The 17,363-nt window shown below is 67.7% G+C and carries 19 protein-coding genes; 8 read left to right on the top strand and 11 right to left on the bottom strand.

What is annotated here, in order from left to right; all coding sequences use genetic code 11:
• Positions 1-2 precede the first annotated feature (2 nt).
• Positions 3-587 carry a methylated-DNA--[protein]-cysteine S-methyltransferase gene (locus tag WHX56_RS03025; protein WP_287755409.1) on the top strand — a complete coding sequence of 195 codons (585 nt, stop codon included), beginning with the start codon at positions 3-5 and terminating at the stop codon, positions 585-587.
• Between the two features lie 12 nt (positions 588-599).
• On the opposite strand, the gene WHX56_RS03020 is transcribed toward WHX56_RS03025, so the two are convergent.
• Both WHX56_RS03020 and rapZ read right to left on the bottom strand, forming a co-directional pair.
• Positions 600-1,559 carry a septal ring lytic transglycosylase RlpA family protein gene (locus WHX56_RS03020; protein WP_338880356.1) on the bottom strand — a complete coding sequence of 320 codons (960 nt, stop codon included), beginning with the start codon at positions 1,557-1,559 and terminating at the stop codon, positions 600-602.
• The gene (gene rapZ, locus WHX56_RS03015) at positions 1,556-2,428 is read right to left on the bottom strand and encodes an RNase adapter RapZ (RefSeq protein WP_129240466.1); all 873 of its coding nucleotides are present in this window, start codon (positions 2,426-2,428) and stop codon (positions 1,556-1,558) included. The genes WHX56_RS03020 and rapZ overlap by 4 nt, the downstream gene beginning before the upstream one ends.
• Positions 2,429-2,612: 184 nt before the next feature.
• On the opposite strand from rapZ, the gene WHX56_RS03010 reads away from it, so the two are divergent.
• Both WHX56_RS03010 and WHX56_RS03005 read left to right on the top strand, forming a co-directional pair.
• Positions 2,613-3,371 carry a c-type cytochrome gene (locus tag WHX56_RS03010; RefSeq protein WP_287755407.1) on the top strand — a complete coding sequence of 253 codons (759 nt, stop codon included), beginning with the start codon at positions 2,613-2,615 and terminating at the stop codon, positions 3,369-3,371.
• Positions 3,372-3,383: 12 nt separating this feature from the next.
• Positions 3,384-4,664 carry a cytochrome c gene (locus WHX56_RS03005; protein WP_338880354.1) on the top strand — a complete coding sequence of 427 codons (1,281 nt, stop codon included), beginning with the start codon at positions 3,384-3,386 and terminating at the stop codon, positions 4,662-4,664.
• Between the two features lie 3 nt (positions 4,665-4,667).
• On the opposite strand, the gene WHX56_RS03000 is transcribed toward WHX56_RS03005, so the two are convergent.
• The 9 genes from WHX56_RS03000 to WHX56_RS02960 all read right to left on the bottom strand — a co-directional run bounded on the left by WHX56_RS03000 (position 4,668) and on the right by WHX56_RS02960 (position 12,150).
• Positions 4,668-6,101 carry a PLP-dependent aminotransferase family protein gene (locus tag WHX56_RS03000; RefSeq protein WP_338880352.1) on the bottom strand — a complete coding sequence of 478 codons (1,434 nt, stop codon included), beginning with the start codon at positions 6,099-6,101 and terminating at the stop codon, positions 4,668-4,670.
• A gap of 22 nt (positions 6,102-6,123) precedes the next feature.
• Positions 6,124-7,050, bottom strand: coding sequence for an HPr(Ser) kinase/phosphatase (gene hprK, locus WHX56_RS02995; RefSeq protein ID WP_013396727.1), 927 nt, complete (start codon positions 7,048-7,050; stop codon positions 6,124-6,126).
• 20 nt (positions 7,051-7,070) lie between these two features.
• A complete protein-coding gene (locus tag WHX56_RS02990; RefSeq protein ID WP_129240309.1) occupies positions 7,071-7,526 on the bottom strand; it encodes a PTS sugar transporter subunit IIA in 456 nt (151 codons plus the stop codon).
• A 344-nt stretch (positions 7,527-7,870) separates the two neighbouring features.
• On the bottom strand, positions 7,871-8,209 hold the full coding sequence (gene hpf, locus WHX56_RS02985) for a ribosome hibernation-promoting factor, HPF/YfiA family (protein ID WP_043546933.1): 339 nt from the start codon (positions 8,207-8,209) through the stop codon (positions 7,871-7,873).
• A 222-nt stretch (positions 8,210-8,431) separates the two neighbouring features.
• Positions 8,432-9,226: an LPS export ABC transporter ATP-binding protein gene (gene lptB, locus WHX56_RS02980; protein WP_129240307.1), complete on the bottom strand. Its 795-nt coding sequence runs from the start codon at positions 9,224-9,226 to the stop codon at positions 8,432-8,434.
• A gap of 33 nt (positions 9,227-9,259) precedes the next feature.
• Positions 9,260-9,889 (bottom strand): lipopolysaccharide transport periplasmic protein LptA, encoded by a 630-nt coding sequence (gene lptA, locus WHX56_RS02975; protein ID WP_129240305.1) that lies wholly within the window; start codon positions 9,887-9,889, stop codon positions 9,260-9,262.
• Positions 9,886-10,518 carry an LPS export ABC transporter periplasmic protein LptC gene (lptC, locus tag WHX56_RS02970; RefSeq protein ID WP_129240303.1) on the bottom strand — a complete coding sequence of 211 codons (633 nt, stop codon included), beginning with the start codon at positions 10,516-10,518 and terminating at the stop codon, positions 9,886-9,888. Before lptC ends, lptA begins: the two co-directional genes overlap by 4 nt.
• A gap of 37 nt (positions 10,519-10,555) precedes the next feature.
• Positions 10,556-11,164 carry a KdsC family phosphatase gene (locus tag WHX56_RS02965; protein WP_129240301.1) on the bottom strand — a complete coding sequence of 203 codons (609 nt, stop codon included), beginning with the start codon at positions 11,162-11,164 and terminating at the stop codon, positions 10,556-10,558.
• Complete coding sequence (locus WHX56_RS02960) at positions 11,161-12,150, bottom strand: KpsF/GutQ family sugar-phosphate isomerase (protein ID WP_129240300.1); 990 nt, start codon at positions 12,148-12,150, stop codon at positions 11,161-11,163. The genes WHX56_RS02965 and WHX56_RS02960 overlap by 4 nt, the downstream gene beginning before the upstream one ends.
• Before the next feature lie 104 nt (positions 12,151-12,254).
• Between WHX56_RS02960 and purT the strand changes: the two genes are divergently transcribed.
• From purT to cydX, 5 genes are all read left to right on the top strand, one after another.
• Positions 12,255-13,472, top strand: a complete 1,218-nt coding sequence (purT, locus tag WHX56_RS02955; RefSeq protein ID WP_338880340.1) for a formate-dependent phosphoribosylglycinamide formyltransferase — start codon at positions 12,255-12,257, stop codon at positions 13,470-13,472.
• 257 nt (positions 13,473-13,729) lie between these two features.
• Positions 13,730-14,275 carry a GbsR/MarR family transcriptional regulator gene (locus tag WHX56_RS02950; protein WP_287755403.1) on the top strand — a complete coding sequence of 182 codons (546 nt, stop codon included), beginning with the start codon at positions 13,730-13,732 and terminating at the stop codon, positions 14,273-14,275.
• Between the two features lie 127 nt (positions 14,276-14,402).
• On the top strand, positions 14,403-15,974 hold the full coding sequence (locus WHX56_RS02945; RefSeq protein ID WP_129240294.1) for a cytochrome ubiquinol oxidase subunit I: 1,572 nt from the start codon (positions 14,403-14,405) through the stop codon (positions 15,972-15,974).
• A 13-nt stretch (positions 15,975-15,987) separates the two neighbouring features.
• On the top strand, positions 15,988-17,142 hold the full coding sequence (gene cydB / locus WHX56_RS02940; RefSeq protein ID WP_129240292.1) for a cytochrome d ubiquinol oxidase subunit II: 1,155 nt from the start codon (positions 15,988-15,990) through the stop codon (positions 17,140-17,142).
• Between the two features lie 15 nt (positions 17,143-17,157).
• Positions 17,158-17,283 carry a cytochrome bd-I oxidase subunit CydX gene (cydX, locus tag WHX56_RS02935; protein WP_042796116.1) on the top strand — a complete coding sequence of 42 codons (126 nt, stop codon included), beginning with the start codon at positions 17,158-17,160 and terminating at the stop codon, positions 17,281-17,283.
• The last annotated feature ends 80 nt before the right edge of the window (positions 17,284-17,363 follow it).

Below are 17,363 nucleotides of genomic sequence, written 5' to 3'. Positions count from 1 at the left end.
CCATGACTTACGCAACGGTCGTGTCCAACAAGCCCGCCGATCCCAACGAACGGCTCACCTACCGCGACATGCCCACGCCGCTGGGAGACATGCGCCTGGTCGCCAGCCCCAAGGGCCTGCGCGGCGCCTGGTTCAGCGACCAGGCCCTGCTGCCGTCGGCCGAAGGCTGGCTGCTGGCGGAATCCGATCCCATCCTGGAGCAGGCGCGCCGCGAACTGGACGAGTGGTTCGCCGGCCGGCGGCGCACGTTCGACGTGCCGCTGGATCCCGTCGGCACGGCTTTCCAGCACCAGGTCTGGCACGCCCTGTGCGACCTGGCGTTCGGGGTGCTGGCCAGCTACGGCGAACTGGCCCGCACGGTGGGCCGGCCCAAGGGGGCCCAGGCGGTCGGCGGCGCCGTGGGGCGCAACCCGATCAGCATCATCATTCCGTGCCACCGCGTGATCGGGGCCGACACCGCGCTGACCGGCTTCGGCGGCGGGCTGCCGCGCAAGCAGGCGCTGCTGGCGCACGAAGGCAATCTGTACCGCAGCCGCAACCCGCGCGCGCGCCGCGTCTGCGACGGGCAGGCGGAACTGCCCTGGTAGCCAGGGAATTCCTTATTGCGCGGCGATGCTGGGCAGGATGCCGATGCGGTCCGACACCAGCGGCACGGCGTTCAAGGCGCTTTGCCGGTCGGGGTAGGGGCCGATCTTGACCCGGTACAGGTTATTGGACTGTTCCATCGACGCGGGCGGCGCGCCTTCGGCGCCCAGTTGCGTGTTGATCCGGCTGACCAGCGATTGCGCATTGGCCGGCTGGCTGAACGCGCCCACCTGAAGATAGACGTTGCCCGGGCCGCCCGCCGCCGATTGGCGCACGGGGGCCGAGCCGGGCGCGGGCGCCGGGAGGGGTTCCGCCGTGAGCGCGACGGGGACGGCGGCCACGGGGGCGGACACCGGCGCGGACCCGGTTGCCGATGCGGGCTCCGGCGGGGCCGCGGCCGGCGCGCCCTGCGAGGCCAGGCGCCGTATCTCGTCCGGGGGGATGGCCTCCACGACCACCTGCCCGCTGCCCGGCCCGATGATGCCGAGCTTGTACGCCGCGACATAGGACAGGTCCATGATGCGGTCGCTGTGGAAGGGGCCGCGGTCGTTCACCCGCACGACGACGGTCTTGCCGTTGACCAGGCTGGTGACGCGTGCGTAGCTGGGCAGCGGAAGCGTCGTGTGGGCGGCCGTCATGGAGTACATGTCGTAGGCTTCGCCGATGGACGTGGAATTGCCGTGGAATTTCTTGCCGTACCAGGAGGCGGTGCCGCGCTTCTTGTAGGGCTGGCCGCTGGTGTCGGGCACGTAGCGCTGGCCGAACACGACGTAGGGGCGGTTCGCGCCGCTGGCGTACGGTTCCACCTTCGGCACCGCGTCGGGCACCTGGTCCAGGTTCGCGGGCGGATTCGCGTCGGGCCCGTCGTCCTTGTAGTAGCCGCCCTTTTTACGCCCGCCGGTGGAAGAACAGCCGGCCACGGCAATGGCCAGCAACAGCATCGGGATCAGTTGGAGCGGGCGGGACAGGGTCATGCGGATTCGTCGGGCAGTTGGGTGCGGTGGCGCACCAGCAGCGGGTCGTGGTCGGCGAAGCGCAGCGCCAGTTGCTCGACCACGTACACGGAACGGTGCTGGCCGCCGGTGCAGCCGATGGCGACGGTCAGGTAGTTGCGGGTGTCTTGCGTGTATTGGGGCAGCCACCGGTTCAGGAAACCGGCGATGTCGTCGATCATCTGGCCCACCAGGTCGAAGCCGGCCAGCCAGGCGGCCACGGGCTCGTCGCGCCCGGTCAGGGGGCGCAGGTTGCGGTCGTAGTAGGGGTTGGGCAGGCAGCGCACGTCGAACACCAGGTCGGCGTCGCCGGGCACGCCGCGCTTGTAGGCAAAGGATTCGAACGTCAGCACCAGCGGCGCGCGATCGGCCTGGATCAGGTCGCGGATCCAGGCGCGCAGTTGCCCCGGCGTCAGGTCCGATGTGTCGATGACGTGTTCCTGGTCGCGCAGCGGCGCCAGCAGTTCGCGCTCCAGCGCGATGCAGTCGGTCAGGGAAGGCGCGGTGCCGCCGCGCTGCAGCCGGTCGGTCAGCGGATGGCGCCGGCGGGATTCGGAGTAGCGCTGCACCAGCGTCGCGGTGCTGGCGTCCAGGAAGATCACGCGCAGGCTCGTGCCCATGGCGCGCAGCGCGGTCACCACGTCCGGCAGCTCGGCCAGTTCGCCGGGCGAGCGGACGTCGATGGCGACGGCCACCCGCTCCAGGCCTTCGTCCCGGGCGTTGGCGATGAATTCGGTCAGGAACCGCACGGGCAGGTTGTCGACGCAGGTGTAGCTGGCGTCCTCGAGCATGCGCAGGGCGACGGACTTGCCGGAGCCGGAGATGCCGGTGACGAGGACGACTTTCAACATGGACATGATTGTGGCACGCTTTTCCAGGACGATGCCGGCGGGATGGCATCTGATATGGCCGTAAACTCGGAATCTGCGCCTGTACCTTTTTGGCTGCCCTGACGTAAGCTTGGCGCCGGGTACTCGATAGATTCACATACGCGCCCCGCCGCCATGCGTTTCGGGGGATTGGAATTCGACCTAGATGTTAGCCCTCATTTCCTTTCGTAGTGTTTCACTGCCGCGGTTTTGGGCAATTTCCGTTCTCGCGGCCGCTGCCGCCGTCGTTTTTTCGGCAGCGCCCGCGCAGGCCCAGGAGGCGTCCCCGGCGCCCCTGCGCCCGGACACCATGGCCGCCCGCGTGGCGGCCTGTACGGCCTGCCATGGCGCGCAGGGCCGGGCCGGCGCCGACGGCTACTATCCGCGCCTGGCCGGCAAGCCCCAGGACTACCTGTACCACCAACTGCTGAATTTCCGCGACGACCGGCGGCAGTACCGGCCCATGGCCCATTTGCTGGCCGGCCTGCCCGACGACTACCTGCGCGAAATGGCCGGCTATTTCTCCGAACAGCACGTGCCGTATCCGCCGCCGGTGCGTCCCGACGTGTCCGCCGCGACGCTGGAAGCCGGGCGCAGGCTGGCGCTGGACGGCGACGCGGCGCGCGGCCTGCCCGCCTGCGCATCCTGTCATGGCGCCGCCCTGGGCGGCGTGCTGCCCGCCATTCCCGGCCTGCTCGGCCTGCCGCGCGACTACATCGGTTCGCAGATCGGCGGCTGGAAGAACGGCCTGCGCCGCGCCGCCGAACCGGACTGCATGGCCGATATCTCCAACAAGCTCACTCCCGCCGACATCGGCGCGCTGGCCGCGTGGCTGTCGTCGCGGCCCGTCGCCGAACCTTATGCCCCCGAACCCGCGGGCTCGCTGCGCCTGCCCGCGGAATGCGGCAGCCAGGCGCAACGCTAGGCGGGGGAACAGATGAAACCGATGAAGAAAGTCCTGTGGGTCCTGCTGCTGGCGGCGGTCGCGGCGGCGGGCGGTCTCTATTGGGCGGGCACGCGCGACGATGCCAGCACGGGCCCCGCCATCGCGGCGGACGCCGCCACCCTGGTCGAGCGCGGGCGCTACCTCGCGCTGGCGGGCAACTGCATGGCCTGCCACACCAGCCGCGGCGGCAAGGCGCTGGCCGGCGGCACGCCCATTCCCACGCCGTTTGGCACGGTGTACGGTCCGAACATCACGCCCGACGAACAAACCGGCATCGGCGCCTGGACGGCCGACGACTTCTGGCAGGCGCTGCACAACGGCAAGTCGCGGGACGGCACGCTGCTCTATCCCGCTTTCCCGTACACGGAGTACACGCGCATCACCCGCGCGGATTCGGATGCCCTGTACGCCTATCTGCGCAGCGTGCCGCCGGTCAGCCAGCCCAGCCGGCCGCCCGAACTCGATTTCCCGTACGACCGGCGCGCCCTGCTGGCCGCCTGGCGGGCGCTGTACTTCAAGCCGGGCGTCCAGGACGACGACGCGGGGCAATCGGTGCAATGGAACCGCGGCCGCTACCTGGTCGAAGGGCTGGGGCATTGCGCCGCCTGCCACACGCCGCGCAACGGCATGGGCGCGCTGCGTTCGGACCAGGCCCTGGCGGGCGGCGTGATTCCGGTGCTGGACTGGTACGCGCCGCCGCTCACCAACGATATGCAGACCGGCCTGGGCCGCTGGTCGGCGGAAGACATCGTCGCGCTGCTCAAGACGGGCATCTCGCGGCATTCCAGCGCCAGCGGCCCCATGGCCGAAGTGGTGCTGGGCAGCACTCAGCACCTGAGCGACGGCGACGCGCTGGCCATCGGGGTCTATCTCAAGTCCCTGCCCGCCGGGCCGGCCGCGGCGGATCCGCCCAAGGCGGCGGTCTCGCCGGCGGCGATGGAACTGGGCGGCAAGCTCTACCGCCAGCAATGCGCGCAATGCCACCAGCCCGCGGGCGAGGGCAGCGGCGCGGCCTGGCCCGCGCTGGCCGGCAACCCCACCGTGACGGCGCCGTCGCCCGTCAATGCCATCCGCATGGTGCTCGACGGCGGCTACGCGCCCGCCACCGCGGCGAATCCCCGGCCCCACGGCATGCCGCCGTTCGGGCAGTCGCTCAACGATGGCGACGTCGCCATGCTCGTGTCCTACATCCGCAATAGCTGGGGCAACGAGGCCGGTGGCGTGACGCCGCTGGAGGTCAAGCGGGCGCGCGCCGCGTCGACGCGGAACTAGGGGCTAGCCCGCCTTCACGGCCTGCGCGCAGGCCTGGCGCGCCAGTTCGCCCAGGACGCGGACCGCGTCCTGCGTGCCGGCGTTCCAGGGGTGTCCATAGTTCAGGCGCAGCGCGCTGCCGAATTGGCCGCTGGCGGAAAAGATGGGGCCCGGCGCCACGCTGATGCCGCGCGCCAGGGCCTGCCGGTGCAAGGCCAGCGCATCCACCGGCGCGGGCAGTTCCAGCCACAGGAAGAACCCGCCTTGCGGGCGGGTGACGCGCGTGCCGGCGGGAAATTCCTGGGCGATCGCGTCGGCCATGCGTTCTTGCTGCGCCTGCAGCGTCGCGCGCAGCCGGCGCAGGTGCCGGTCATAGCCGCCTTGCTCCAGGTATTCGGCGATGGCGCCCTGCGCGGGGCCGGACGCCGATAGCGTCGACGACAGTTTCAGGCGCTGCACGCGCTGGGTATAGCGGCCGGCGGACGTCCAGCCGATGCGGTAGCCCGGCGCCAGGCATTTCGAGAACGACGAGCAATGCAGCACCAGGCCCTGGGTGTCGTAGGCCTTGGCGGGCACGGGCCGCGCGGCGCCGAAGTACAGCTCGCCGTACACGTCGTCTTCGATCAGGGGGATGCCGTGGCGCGCCAGCACGTCCACCAACTGCCGCTTCCTGTCGTCCGGCATCAGGCTGCCCAGCGGATTCTGGAACTGCGTCATCAGCCAGCAGGCCTTGGGCGCGTGGCGACGGATGGCGGTTTCCATCGCGTCCAGGTCGATGCCGGTGCGCGGATGGGTGGGCACTTCCAGCGCCTTCAGTCCCTGCCGTTCGAGCGCCTGCAGGGCGCCGTAGAAGGTGGGGGCCTCGACCATGACCGTGTCGCCGGGCCGGGTGACCGCCTGCAGGCAGAGATTGAGCGCTTCGAGGGCGCCGTTGGTGACGACGATGTCGGCCGCGGGCACGTTGATGCCGCCGATCAGGTAGCGCAGCGCGATCTGCCGGCGCAGGCCGGGATTGCCGGGGGCCAGGTCTTCCACGGTATCGAGCGGATCCTGGCGCTTGAGGTGCGCGGCCATGGCCTGGGCCAGCCGCGGCAGCGGGAACAGCAGCGGGGAGGGGAAGGCCGAGCCCAGCGGCGCGACGTCGCGGTTGCGCACGGAACCCAGGATGTCGAAGATGCGCTCGCTGATCGCGAGTTCCGTCGATTCGCCGTCCGGGTTCGACGGGCCGGGTTCCGGCGGCAGCGAGACGGCGGGCGCGCTGACGTAGTAGCCGGAGCGCGGCTGCGCCCGGATCAGGCCGCGCGCTTCCAGCAGGTAATAGGCCTGGAACACCGTGGAGGGGCTGACGCCCCGCGCCGCGCAGGCGTCGCGCACGGAGGGGAGCTTGTCGCCCGCGCGCAGCACGCCGTCGCGGATCGACTTGGCGATCTCGGCGGCCAGCGTTTCGTAGAGGCTCACGGCGCCGCCGGGCGACACGCGCCTATTTGCTGCTTTGCAGGATCGCCATGGCCTGGCGTTCCATGAATTCGCCCAGCGTGTCGATGCCGCGCAGCTTCAGGATGGTGTTGCGCACGGCGGCCTCCACCAGCACCGCCAGATTGCGGCCCGCGGCGACTTGCAGCATGACTTTGCGCACCGGCAGGCCGAGCATGTCCTGCGTGATGTCCTGCAGCGGCAGCCGTTCGAACTTGTCCTGCGCGGTGGCGCGCACCAGGTGCACGATGAGCTTGAGCCGCATCTTCCGGCGCACGGAGGTTTCGCCGAAGATGGTGCGGATGTCGAGCAGGCCCAGGCCGCGCACTTCCAGCAGGTTCTGGAGCAGTTGCGGACAGTGGCCTTCGATCATGTTGGGCGCGGTGCGCGAGAACTCCACGGCGTCGTCGGCCACCAGGCCATGCCCGCGCGAGATCAGTTCCAGCGCCAGTTCGCTCTTGCCCAGGCCGGATTCGCCGGTGATCAGCACGCCCAGGCCCAGCACGTCCAGGAACACGCCGTGCACCGTGGTCGTGGGCGCCAGCTTCTTGCCCAGGTAGATGCGCAGCAGGTCGATCAGTTGCGCGGCCGCCACGGGCGTGGACAGGAGCGGCACCTGGTGCTGGTCGCACTGGTCGATCAGGTCCTGGGGCGGCGTCAGGCCGTCGGCCAGCAGGATGGCGGGGACGCCGCCGATCAGCAGCTCGTCCATGTGGTGCATGCGGCGGCGCAGGTCGAAGCGGGTGTAGTACGCCAGCTCTTCCTGCCCGAACACCTGGATGCGGGACGGGTGGATCAGGTTCAAGTGGCCGACGAGGTCCGCGGCCGACATGCCGTCGTCGGGAATCGCGCGGTCCGCGGCGCCCTGGCCCGAAATCCAGTTAAAGGGGATTTTATCGGCGTTGTCGTCGACGAGTTCCTGCACCGTGAGCATGGCAGCGTTCCGCGAGGAGATCAGAGTTGGCCGGTCGTGAGCATCTTGTGGACGATGGCCGGATCGGTTTCCGTGGCCAGGGCCTCGCGCAATGCCTTGTTGGACATGAGCTGGGCCAGTTCGGCCAGGATGTCCAGGTGCTGTTGCGTGGCCGCTTCCGGCACCAGCAGGCACAGCAGCATCGAAACCGGCTGGCCGTCGGGCGCATCGAAGGAGATGGGCTGCGCCAGGCGGATGAAGGCCGCCAGGGCCTGTTCCAGGCCTTTCACGCGGCCATGCGGAACGGCCACTCCCTGCCCCAGGGCCGTGGAGCCCAGGCGTTCCCGGGCGAACAGGCTGTCGAACACGAGCGCCCGCGCCAAACCGTGGTTGTTTTCAAAGAGAAGGCCAGCCTGTTCGAACGCACGTTTCTTGCTCGTTGCGAGCATATCGAGCACGACGTTGCCGGCGGGTAGGATGCGCGACAAATGATTCATCGGGTCATTATATGGTTATATGATGCAGTGCAATAATCGGCCTCTGCGGCGCGTCCTCTGCGTGGGCGCTCCGTGGGGCGGCAAGAGCGACAGCATAGACCGATAGCGACGGATTGTGGGCATTCTTGCGCCAGGCGCAGCCCCGCGGCTCGGGAAACGTCGGAATCTGGGGGGAATCTGGGATCGCCGGCTGGGCCGGGAATGGGGGACGCAGAGGGGGGCAAAGAGGGGGAAGTTTGCCGATGCCCCGGCTGGACTCGTGGTCTAGCGGGACACCGGGACTCAGTCAGGATTCGAGAATCGCTGTTTCGTTAGTCTCGCAGGGCGAGCTATCGTGAGGCGCGTTACTGCTGGGGTGACGAAAGATTCGCCGCTTGCCGCTTCACGGACTCCGCTGTGTGACTTCGTACCTTGTCCTTGTGCTTGATGACCTGACGGTCGACTTTGTCAGCAAGAAGATCTATGGCTGCATAGAGATTTTCATCGGTTGCTTCACAATGAATGTCCTTACCGCTCAGACGCATGGTGATTTCGGCTCTATGCCGCAGGGGCTCTACCGAGAGCATGACCTGGGTATCGATGACGTGATCGAAATGCCGCAGCACTCGCGCCAGTTTGTTCATGACATATTCCCGGATGGCCGGGGTGACGTCGAGGTGACGACCGCAGATGCTCAGGTTCATAGTGTGCTCTCCTTCTAAAAGAGGAAAAAAGGTGCGCAAAAGAGCGCGGTTGATTCGTTAGGCGTTCTCCTTGATTGAGAGGGTTCGTTTAGTACTAGTGTATAGACTCGGGCCGATAAAACAAGCTGACCTAGCGCAAGATCGTGGCAATTTTATGGCTGAGCCCCCGGGGCGCGCTGGCGGTGCGCGCAGGCGCCCTAGGGGTCTTCCCGGAGCCGCCCGTTACATGCGGAAGTGCTCGCCCAGGTAGACGCGGCGCACGGCGGGATCGCCCACGATTTCATCGGGATGGCCGTCGGTCAGCACCTTGCCCTCGCTGATGATGTAGGCGCGGTCGCAGATGCCCAGCGTTTCGCGGACGTTGTGGTCGGTGATCAGCACGCCGATGCCGCGGCCCTTCAGGAAACGCACGATGCGCTGGATTTCGATGACGGCGATGGGATCCACGCCGGCGAAGGGCTCGTCCAGGAGGATGAAGCGCGGGCTGGTGGCCAGCGCGCGCGCGATTTCGACGCGGCGGCGTTCGCCGCCCGACAGCGAAATGGCCGCGTTGCTGCGGATGTGGCCGATCTGGAGTTCCTCCAGCAAGGACTCCATCTGTTCGTTGATCCTGGGCGTGGACAGCGGCCGTCCATCCGGCCCTGTTTGCAGTTCCAGCACCGCGCGGATGTTCTGTTCCACCGTCAGGCGGCGGAACACGGACGCGTCCTGCGGCAGGTACGAAAGGCCCATGCGCGCGCGCTTGTGGATGGGCATCGCGGTGATGACGTCGCCGTCGATCTCGATGCGTCCGGCGTCCGCGGGCACCAGGCCGACGATCATGTAGAAACTGGTGGTCTTGCCGGCGCCGTTGGGGCCGAGCAGGCCGACGACTTCGCCGCTGACCACGGACAGGGATACGTCCTGCACCACGGTCCGGCCGTTGTAGGTCTTGCGCAAGCCGGTTGCGCGCAGGCTGCCCTGCTTGACGCCCGAAGGGGCGGAGGTCACGGGAGTCTGCACTGAGGGTTGGTTCATCGTGGCTGCGAGTGGTGTTGCGGGGGAGGCGCTTCAACGCCCTTTCTTGGCGGCTTGCTGCTTGCGGCATTCCGCGATGGCGGCGTCCGACTTGGCGCGCGGCTCGGCCACGGAGCGGACCCGGCCGCCCGCCGCGGAGGAATTGGGCCCGCCCTGGGCTTCGTACGTGCCGGTCTTTTCGTTGTAGCGTACCCGTTCGCCGCGAATGGTGTCGAACGGCTTCCCACAGACGTAGCGGACCACGACGGCCTGGCCGATGAGGTCGAAGGTGCTCTTCGCGCCGTCGTATTCGGCGCGCAGGCCCTTGCCTTCGATGAGTTCGAAGTTTTCGGGGCGTTCCTGGCGGATGGTCACGACCTTGCCCTTGTTGGCCGTCGCGGTGCCGTATTGGTTGCCTTGCGCGTCCTCGTTCATCTGCAGGGTGTCCGACGTCAGGGTCATGAGGCCGCGCGTCAGGTTGACGTTGCCCGTGAAGACGCTTTGCTTCTTCACGTCGTCGTAGTGCAGCGTATCCGACAGGATCAGCGTGCTGGGCTCTTCGGCCGGCGCGGCGGGCTTGGGCGCCGGATCCGCGGCGTGGGCCGGCGCAAGCGCCGAAGCCGCCAGCAGGACGGCGCCGATCAGGCGGGTCGTCGGGGCAAGGAGAATCCGGAGGTCGGTCATGGTTTCTTCTGGTCAGTGTTGTTGGCGGGAATCTCGGTCCGACGTTGCTGCTTGCCTTCGGAACCGGCGATTTCCACATCGGTCGATGCCGAAACCTGCAGTTGGCGGGTCTTGTTGTTGTAATGCATGCCCTTGCCGTTCATGCGCGAGCGGCCCTTGAGCACCTCCGCGGGCAGGTCGGTGTAGACCACGTCGTCGTCGGGCAGGATGATCAGTTGCTGGCTGCGCACGTCCAGCATGTCGTTGTTGGCGTCCGGCTGGCGGTGCACGTGCGCGTCGCCGTTCATGACGATGCGCTTGCCGCCTTGCTCCATCACGGCCGTCTTCGAGACGGCCACGGTGATGGGATTGGTCTCGCGCTGGCCCACCGCGCGCGGTTCGGTGATGTGATACGAGTCGTCGTCGGGGAAGTGCTCCGCGTACTCGCCTTCCAGCCGGTTGATGGGCCGGCCGTTGGGGTCGGTACGCAGCATGACGAAGTCGCGGGACCACGCGTCCATCTCGTGGGTGATGCGGCGCGGCGGGTCCACCTGGATGGCCCGCTGCGCGTAATCGGCCGCCCACCACGAACTGGTGACCAGCACCAGCAGCAGGAACAGCGCGATCAGGGAGGGAAAGCGTTCTTTCATTGGGTTCGCCGCAAGGGCGCGTTGGTTGTCGCGGCCGTCATTGGATCGCGCCCGGGCCCAGCAGGCCCGGGGCCGCCAGGAAGGCGCCGAGGCGCCCCTGGGCCGCCAGCAGCAGGTCGCAGCATTCGCGCACCGCGCCGCCGCCGCCCGGTTGCGAGGCCACCCAGTGGGCGGCCTGGCTGACGTAGCCCGGCGCGTTCGGCACGCTGGCGGCGAAGCCCGCGCGCTGCATGGCCGGCAGGTCGATGATGTCATCGCCCATGTAGCCGGTCTGGTTCAGTTGGACACCGGAACGCTGCGCAAGTTCGGCCAGGGCGCCGCCCTTGTCGCGCACGCCCTGGATGACCTCGGCGATGCCCAGTTCGGCGGCGCGGCGCGCCACGATGGGGCCCGAACGGCCGGTCATCAGCGCGACCGTCAAGCCGCCTTCCATCAGCAGGCGCAGCCCGTGGCCGTCCAGCGCGTTGAAGCGCTTCTGGAGTTCGCCGCCTTCGCCGTAGTAGAGGCTGCCGTCGGTCAGCACGCCGTCCACGTCGAACACCATCAGGCGCACGGTGGCGGCGCGTTCGCGCACGGTGGGGGGGATGCGGGCGAGGACCAGCGCTTCGGCCGGGTGAGTCACGGAAGCAGGAAGAGTCATAGTCATACCACTTTAGCGGCCATCAAATCATGCATGTGCAGGGCGCCGAGCAGGGCGCCGTCGTTGTCGAGCACCAGCATGTGGTTGAGCCGTTGCTCGTCCATTTGCTGGGCGGCCTCGACCGCCAGCGCCTCGGGGTTGATGCTGCGCGGCGAGCGCGTCATGCCCGCTTCCACGGTCAGGCTGCGGATGTCGCCGTGCCGGGCGATCAGGCGGCGCAGGTCGCCGTCGGTGAAGATGCCCAGGGGGCGGTGCTGCGCGTCGGTCACGACCGTCATGCCCATGCCCTTGGCGGACATGACTTCGAGCGCCTGCGACACCGGCGTGCCGGCCGTCACGATGGGCAGGGCGCTGCCCTGGCGCATTACGTCGCGCACGTGGGTCAGCAGGCGGCGGCCCAGCGCGCCGCCCGGATGCGAGCGCGCGAAATCCTGCGGCCCGAATCCCCGGGCTTCCAGGCAGGCGACGGCCAGCGCGTCGCCCAGGGCCAGCGCCGCGGTGGTGCTGGCCGTGGGCGCCAGGTTCAGCGGGCAGGCCTCCTGGGCCACGCTGGCGTCCAGGTGGACGTCGGCCAGCACGGCCAGGTCGGACTGCGGATTGCCCGTGATGGCGATCAGGCGCGCGCCCATCCGGCGGGCGACCGGCAGGATGGTCAGCAGTTCCTGGCCGGAGCCCGAATAGGAGATGGCGATGATCACGTCGTCGCGGGTGATCATGCCGAGGTCGCCATGGACGGCCTCGGCCGCGTGCAGGAAGAAGGCGGGCGTGCCGGTCGAGGCCAGCGTCGCCGCGATCTTGCGGGCGATGTGGCCGGTCTTGCCGATTCCGCTGACGACCACGCGGCCGCGGCAGGCCAGCAGCATGGCCACGGCATGCGTAAAGCTGTCGTCCAGCCTTGCCGACAGGTCCAGCAGCCCCTGGCTTTCGATTTGCAGCGTCCTGCGCGCAGATGCCAGAGCGGTCTCGGACGATGTTGTGGGATGGTCAGTCATGGACGGATTTTAATATCAGTGGGCGGGTTTGCCCCGGGCAGGGGGGTATGGCATCCTGGCGGCTCTTTTCAACGGATTTCAAACTCCCTTTCCAGGTTCGTCCCATGTCCAGCATTCCCAGCCCCGTCCTTGGCACGCCCTTGTCCCCCCTGGCCACCCGCGTCATGCTGCTTGGTTCGGGCGAACTGGGCAAAGAGGTCATCATCGCCCTGCAGCGGCTGGGCGTGGAAGTCATCGCGGTGGATCGGTACGCCGACGCCCCGGGCCACCAGGTGGCGCACCGGGCGCATGTGGTCTCGATGACGGACCCGGAGGCCTTGCGCAAGATCATCGAACAGGAGCGACCGCACGTTATTGTCCCCGAAATCGAGGCTATTGCCACCAATTTACTGGTAGAACTGGAAGCGGCCGGGGTGGCCCGGGTGACCCCGACGGCCCGTGCCGCCCAGTTGACCATGAACCGCGAGGGCATCCGCCGGCTGGCGGCGGAAACCCTGGGGCTGCCCACCTCGCCCTACTGTTTCGTCGACACGGAAGACGAATTGCTGCAGGCCATCGACGGCGGCATCGGCTACCCCTGCGTCATCAAGCCGGTCATGTCCTCCTCGGGCAAGGGGCAAGCCCTGATCAGGACCGCGGACGACGTCGCCGCCGCCTGGCGCTACGCCCAGGAAGGCGGGCGGGTGGGCGGCGGGCGCGCCATCGTCGAGGGATTCATCCGCTTCGACTACGAAATTACCCTGCTCACAGTGCGCGCGCGCGGCGCCGACGGCCAGATCCAGACCCGCTACTGCGAGCCCATCGGGCACAAGCAGGTCGACGGCGACTACGTGGAAAGCTGGCAGCCGCACCCCATGTCGCCCGCCGCGCTGGAGCGGTCGCGGGAGATCGCGCTGGCCGTCACGTCCAACCTGGGCGGGCAGGGCGTCTTCGGCGTGGAACTCTTCGTGGCCGGCGACCAGGTCTGGTTCTCGGAAGTCAGCCCGCGCCCGCACGACACCGGCATGGTCACCATGATCACCCAGGTCCAGAACGAATTCGAACTGCACGCCCGGGCGCTGCTGGGCCTGCCGGTGGACACCGGCCTGCGCCAGCCCGGCGCCAGCAGCGTCATCTACGGCGGCGTCGAGGCCGCCGCGGTCTCGTTCCACAACGTGGCCGAGGCGCTGGCCGAGCCCGGCACCGACATCCGCCTGTTCGGCAAGCCCGAATCCTTCGTCAAGCGCCGCATGGGCGTGGGCCTGGCCGTGGCCGACGACGTCGCCGCCGCCCGTGCCAAGGCCAAGCGGGTGTCCGCCGCCGTGTCCGTCAAGGCCGGCTGACCCCCGCTTTTCCTCTTCCATCCAGGTATCCCACAGCGGCCACCCGCCACCCGGCAGGTGGCCGCTGGCGTTCGTCCGCCGCCGTTTCAGGGCAGGCGGCGGGTCTTATTTGGCTTTCGCTTGCCGCCTTGCCCCTGCCTCCAGTGTGGTTTGCGCTTTCTCATGGTTTGTTCGATAATTTCAGGAATTTCTGAAAGCGGTGTAACCAGGTTTATCCAGTCGCGCCGCTGTCCGTATCCTGCCGGCGCTGATCGATCATGGCTCTCACTCCTCAAAACGAACGCTTCATCCTGCATTTCGGCGAGATGGGCAGCCGTTGGGGCGTGAACCGCACGGTCGGCCAGATCTACGCCCTGCTGTTCCTGTCTGCCAGGCCCCTGAACGCCGACGACATCGCCGAAACGCTGGGCTTCTCGCGCTCCAACGTCAGCCTGGGGCTGAAAGAGTTGCAGTCCTGGCGCCTGGTCAAGCTCATCCACCAGGTGGGCGACCGCCGCGACTACTTCGAGACGCCCAAGGACGTCTGGGAGATCTTCCGGATCCTGATGGAAGAAAAGCGCAAGCGCGAAATCGATCCCACACTCTCCCTGTTGCGCGACACCCTGCTGGAGCCCCCGTCGGGGCCCGATGAGGCCTACGCGCAACAGCGCATGAACGAAATGCTGGAGCTCATCGAACTGTCCACCGGATGGTTCGATGAGGTTCAACGGCTGCCGCCCGAGACCCTGCAGAACCTGATGAAACTCGGTTCGAAAGTGCAGAAGGTGCTGGGTTTCGCCGGCAAATTGCGGGGCAAGGCCTGACTTTGATCCGCCTCGATTTTTCAGGAAACCTCTATGAAGTTGTATCCAACGCCCGTAACATGGCGCGAGAGACGGCCTGGGAACCATGCCGGTTGCTGTGGCATCTCGACTGCTTGGGAGCGCCCCAATGATTGATATCGACGTCGTTAACCTGTCGCGATTTCAGTTTGCCGCGACCGCGCTTTATCACTTCCTGTTCGTTCCCCTCACGCTCGGCCTCTCGTTCATCCTGGCCATCATGGAAAGCGTGTACGTCATGACCGGCCGCCCCATCTGGAAGCGGATGACCATGTTCTGGGGCACGCTCTTCGGCATCAACTTCGCGCTGGGGGTGGCCACCGGCGTCGTGATGGAGTTCCAGTTCGGCATGAACTGGTCCTATTACAGCCATTACGTGGGCGATATCTTCGGCGCGCCGCTGGCGCTCGAAGGGCTGATGGCCTTCTTCCTGGAAGCCACCTTCGTCGGCCTGTTCTTCTTCGGCTGGAACCGCATGTCCAAGGTCAGCCACCTGGTGGTGACCTGGCTGGTGGCGTTCGGCACCAACTTCTCGGCGCTGTGGATCCTGATCGCCAACGGCTGGATGCAGAATCCGGTGGGCTCGATCTTCAACCCCGACACCATGCGCATGGAGATGACCGACTTCGCCGCGGTGATCTTCAACCCGGTGGCGCAGGCCAAGTTCGTGCACACGGTCAGCGCGGGGTACGTCGCCGGCGCCATGTTCGTCATGTCGATCAGCGCGTGGTACCTGCTGAAGGGCCGCCACGTCGACCTGGCCAAGCGTTCGATGGCGGTCGCCGCCAGCTTCGGCCTGGCCTCGGCGCTGTCCGTCGTGGTGCTGGGCGACGAGAGCGGCTATCTCACCACCGAACACCAGAAGATGAAGATCGCGGCCATGGAGTCCATGTGGCACACCGAGCCCGCGCCCGCGTCCTTCAACCTGATCGCCATTCCCAACCAGGCAGAGCGCAAGAACGATTTCGCGATCGAGATCCCCTACGTGATGGGCATCATCGGCACGCGTTCGCTGACCACGCCGCTGCTGGGCATCGACGATCTCATCCTGCGCGCCGAGAACCGCATCCGCGACGGCATGGTGGCCTACGACGCCTTGCAGAAGATCCGGGCCAATCCCAAGGACACCGACGCGCGCATGGTCTTCGACAAGACCTGGCCCGACCTGGGCTACGCGCTGCTGGTCAAGCGCTACCAGCCCGACATGAGCCAGGTCACCGAGGCCGACATCAAGAAGGCGGCGGTGGACACCGTGCCCAACGTGGCGCCGCTGTTCTGGGCGTTCCGCATCATGGTGGCGGTGGGCATGTACCTGATCCTGTTCTTCGGCGTGGCCTTCTGGCTGGCCTCGCGCGGGCGGCTGGACAGCCGGCGCGGCCTGCTCAAGGTGGCGCTGTGGAGCCTGCCCCTGCCGTGGGTGGCCATCGAAAGCGGCTGGTTCGTGGCCGAGTACGGCCGCCAGCCCTGGGTGATCGAAGGCGTGCTGCCGACCTACTACGCGGCCTCGGGCCTGACCATCGTCGACCTGGCCATCAGCTTGGCGATCTTCCTGGTGCTGTACACGGCGCTGCTGATCATCGGCGTGAAGGTCATGCTGCACGCCGTCAAGGCGGGGCCGAAATCCGATGGGCCGGCGCCCTCCAGCGCCGCCGATCCTGTGCGCGCCGCCGTGCGCGCCTGAGGGGGAGACAGCGATGGAAACTCTCATTCCTTTCGACTACGGCACGCTGCGCGTAGTGTGGTGGGTGCTGCTGGGCGCGCTGCTCATCGGCTTCGCCGTCATGGACGGCTTCGACCTGGGCGTGGCGGCGCTGCTGCCGGTGGTCGCCAAGACCGACGTGGAGCGCCGGGTGGTGATCAACGTGGTGGGGCCGGTCTGGGAAGGCAACCAGGTCTGGCTCATCACGGCGGGCGGCGCCATCTTCGCCGCGTGGCCGCTGCTGTACGCCGCGTCGTTCTCCGGGTTCTACCTGGCGATGATGCTGGTCCTGATCGCGCTGATCCTGCGGCCCGTGGGCTTCAAATACCGCAGCAAGATGGAAGGCACGCGGTGGCGCAATAGCTGGGACGGCGTGCTGTGCTTCTCGGGCGTGGTGGCCTCGCTGGTGTTCGGCGTGGCCATGGGCAACATCATCCTGGGCGTTCCCTTCACCTTCGATCCGGTGACGCTGCGCCCCGTCTACGAAGGACATTTCTTCCAGTTGTTCATGCCGTTCGCGCTGCTGGCCGGCGTGCTGAGCGTGGTGATGCTGGCCATGCACGGCGCGGTGCTGCTGGCCTGGCGCACCGAGGACCCGGTGTCTTCGCGCGCCCGCAACTGGGGCCGGCTGTGCGCCTTGCTGACCGCGGCGCTGTTCGTCGCGGGCGGCTTCTGGGTGGCCGGCGGCGTCGGCGGCCATGTCATCACCAGCGCGGTGGACATGGCCGGTCCGTCCGACCCGATGTTGAAGACGGTGGCGGTGCGGGACGGCGCATGGATGGCCAACTACGCGAAGTGGCCGCTGATGTGGATCGCGCCCGCGCTGGGCGTGGCCGGGGCCGTGCTGGTGGCGCTGCTCTTGACCGCGCGCGCCAACGTGCTGGCCTTCCTGGCGTCCTCGGTGTCGATCGCCGGCGTGATCCTGACGGTGGGCTTCTCGCTGTTCCCGTTCGTCATGCCCTCGTCGTCGAAGCCGCAGGCCGGCCTGACCATCTGGGACGGCTCGTCCAGCCACCTGACGCTTTGGATCATGGTGATCGCGGTCGCCATCTTCCTGCCCATCGTGACCGTCTACACCGCCTGGGTGTACCGCGTGATGCGCGGCAAGGTCACCGAAGAATCGGTGGGCGGCACGCCCAACTCATACTGACAAGGAGCCTCCACCATGTGGTATTTCTCGTGGATACTCGGCCTGGGCCTGGCGTGTGCGTTCGCCATCCTCAACGCAATGTGGTTCGAGCTGCGCGAAGGGCATACGCATGACCCGCGCGCCAGCCGCAACGACGAGTGAGGGGCGGCTCCGGACTACCGGCTAGCACCCTCGAGCACGATCCTTCGGCAGCGCTGGGCAAACCGCCGCGCGAGCAGTCG

It is taken from the genome of Achromobacter veterisilvae (assembly GCF_037619525.1).
Classification (GTDB): domain Bacteria; phylum Pseudomonadota; class Gammaproteobacteria; order Burkholderiales; family Burkholderiaceae_B; genus Achromobacter; species Achromobacter veterisilvae.
The sequence above is the reverse complement of the archived record's forward strand: the minus strand, read 5'-3'. Positions and strand labels throughout refer to the sequence as shown.

Bases quoted from the DNA above. Each gene is read 5' to 3' on its own strand.
- WHX56_RS03025 (WP_287755409.1), top strand. From the start codon at position 3: ATGACTTACGCAACGGTCGTGTCCAACAAGCCCGCCGATCCCAACGAA.
- rapZ (WP_129240466.1), bottom strand. From the start codon at position 2,428: ATGTTGAAAGTCGTCCTCGTCACCGGCATCTCCGGCTCCGGCAAGTCC.
- cydX (WP_042796116.1), top strand. From the start codon at position 17,158: ATGTGGTATTTCTCGTGGATACTCGGCCTGGGCCTGGCGTGTGCGTTC.
- WHX56_RS02990 (WP_129240309.1), bottom strand. From the start codon at position 7,526: ATGAATCATTTGTCGCGCATCCTACCCGCCGGCAACGTCGTGCTCGAT.
- WHX56_RS03010 (WP_287755407.1), top strand. From the start codon at position 2,613: ATGTTAGCCCTCATTTCCTTTCGTAGTGTTTCACTGCCGCGGTTTTGG.
- WHX56_RS03005 (WP_338880354.1), top strand. From the start codon at position 3,384: ATGAAACCGATGAAGAAAGTCCTGTGGGTCCTGCTGCTGGCGGCGGTC.
- hpf (WP_043546933.1), bottom strand. From the start codon at position 8,209: ATGAACCTGAGCATCTGCGGTCGTCACCTCGACGTCACCCCGGCCATC.
- hprK (WP_013396727.1), bottom strand. From the start codon at position 7,050: ATGCTCACGGTGCAGGAACTCGTCGACGACAACGCCGATAAAATCCCC.
- WHX56_RS03020 (WP_338880356.1), bottom strand. From the start codon at position 1,559: ATGACCCTGTCCCGCCCGCTCCAACTGATCCCGATGCTGTTGCTGGCC.
- WHX56_RS02965 (WP_129240301.1), bottom strand. From the start codon at position 11,164: ATGACTATGACTCTTCCTGCTTCCGTGACTCACCCGGCCGAAGCGCTG.
- WHX56_RS02945 (WP_129240294.1), top strand. From the start codon at position 14,403: ATGATTGATATCGACGTCGTTAACCTGTCGCGATTTCAGTTTGCCGCG.
- lptB (WP_129240307.1), bottom strand. From the start codon at position 9,226: ATGAACCAACCCTCAGTGCAGACTCCCGTGACCTCCGCCCCTTCGGGC.
- lptA (WP_129240305.1), bottom strand. From the start codon at position 9,889: ATGACCGACCTCCGGATTCTCCTTGCCCCGACGACCCGCCTGATCGGC.
- lptC (WP_129240303.1), bottom strand. From the start codon at position 10,518: ATGAAAGAACGCTTTCCCTCCCTGATCGCGCTGTTCCTGCTGCTGGTG.
- cydB (WP_129240292.1), top strand. From the start codon at position 15,988: ATGGAAACTCTCATTCCTTTCGACTACGGCACGCTGCGCGTAGTGTGG.
- purT (WP_338880340.1), top strand. From the start codon at position 12,255: ATGTCCAGCATTCCCAGCCCCGTCCTTGGCACGCCCTTGTCCCCCCTG.
- WHX56_RS02960 (WP_129240300.1), bottom strand. From the start codon at position 12,150: ATGACTGACCATCCCACAACATCGTCCGAGACCGCTCTGGCATCTGCG.
- WHX56_RS02950 (WP_287755403.1), top strand. From the start codon at position 13,730: ATGGCTCTCACTCCTCAAAACGAACGCTTCATCCTGCATTTCGGCGAG.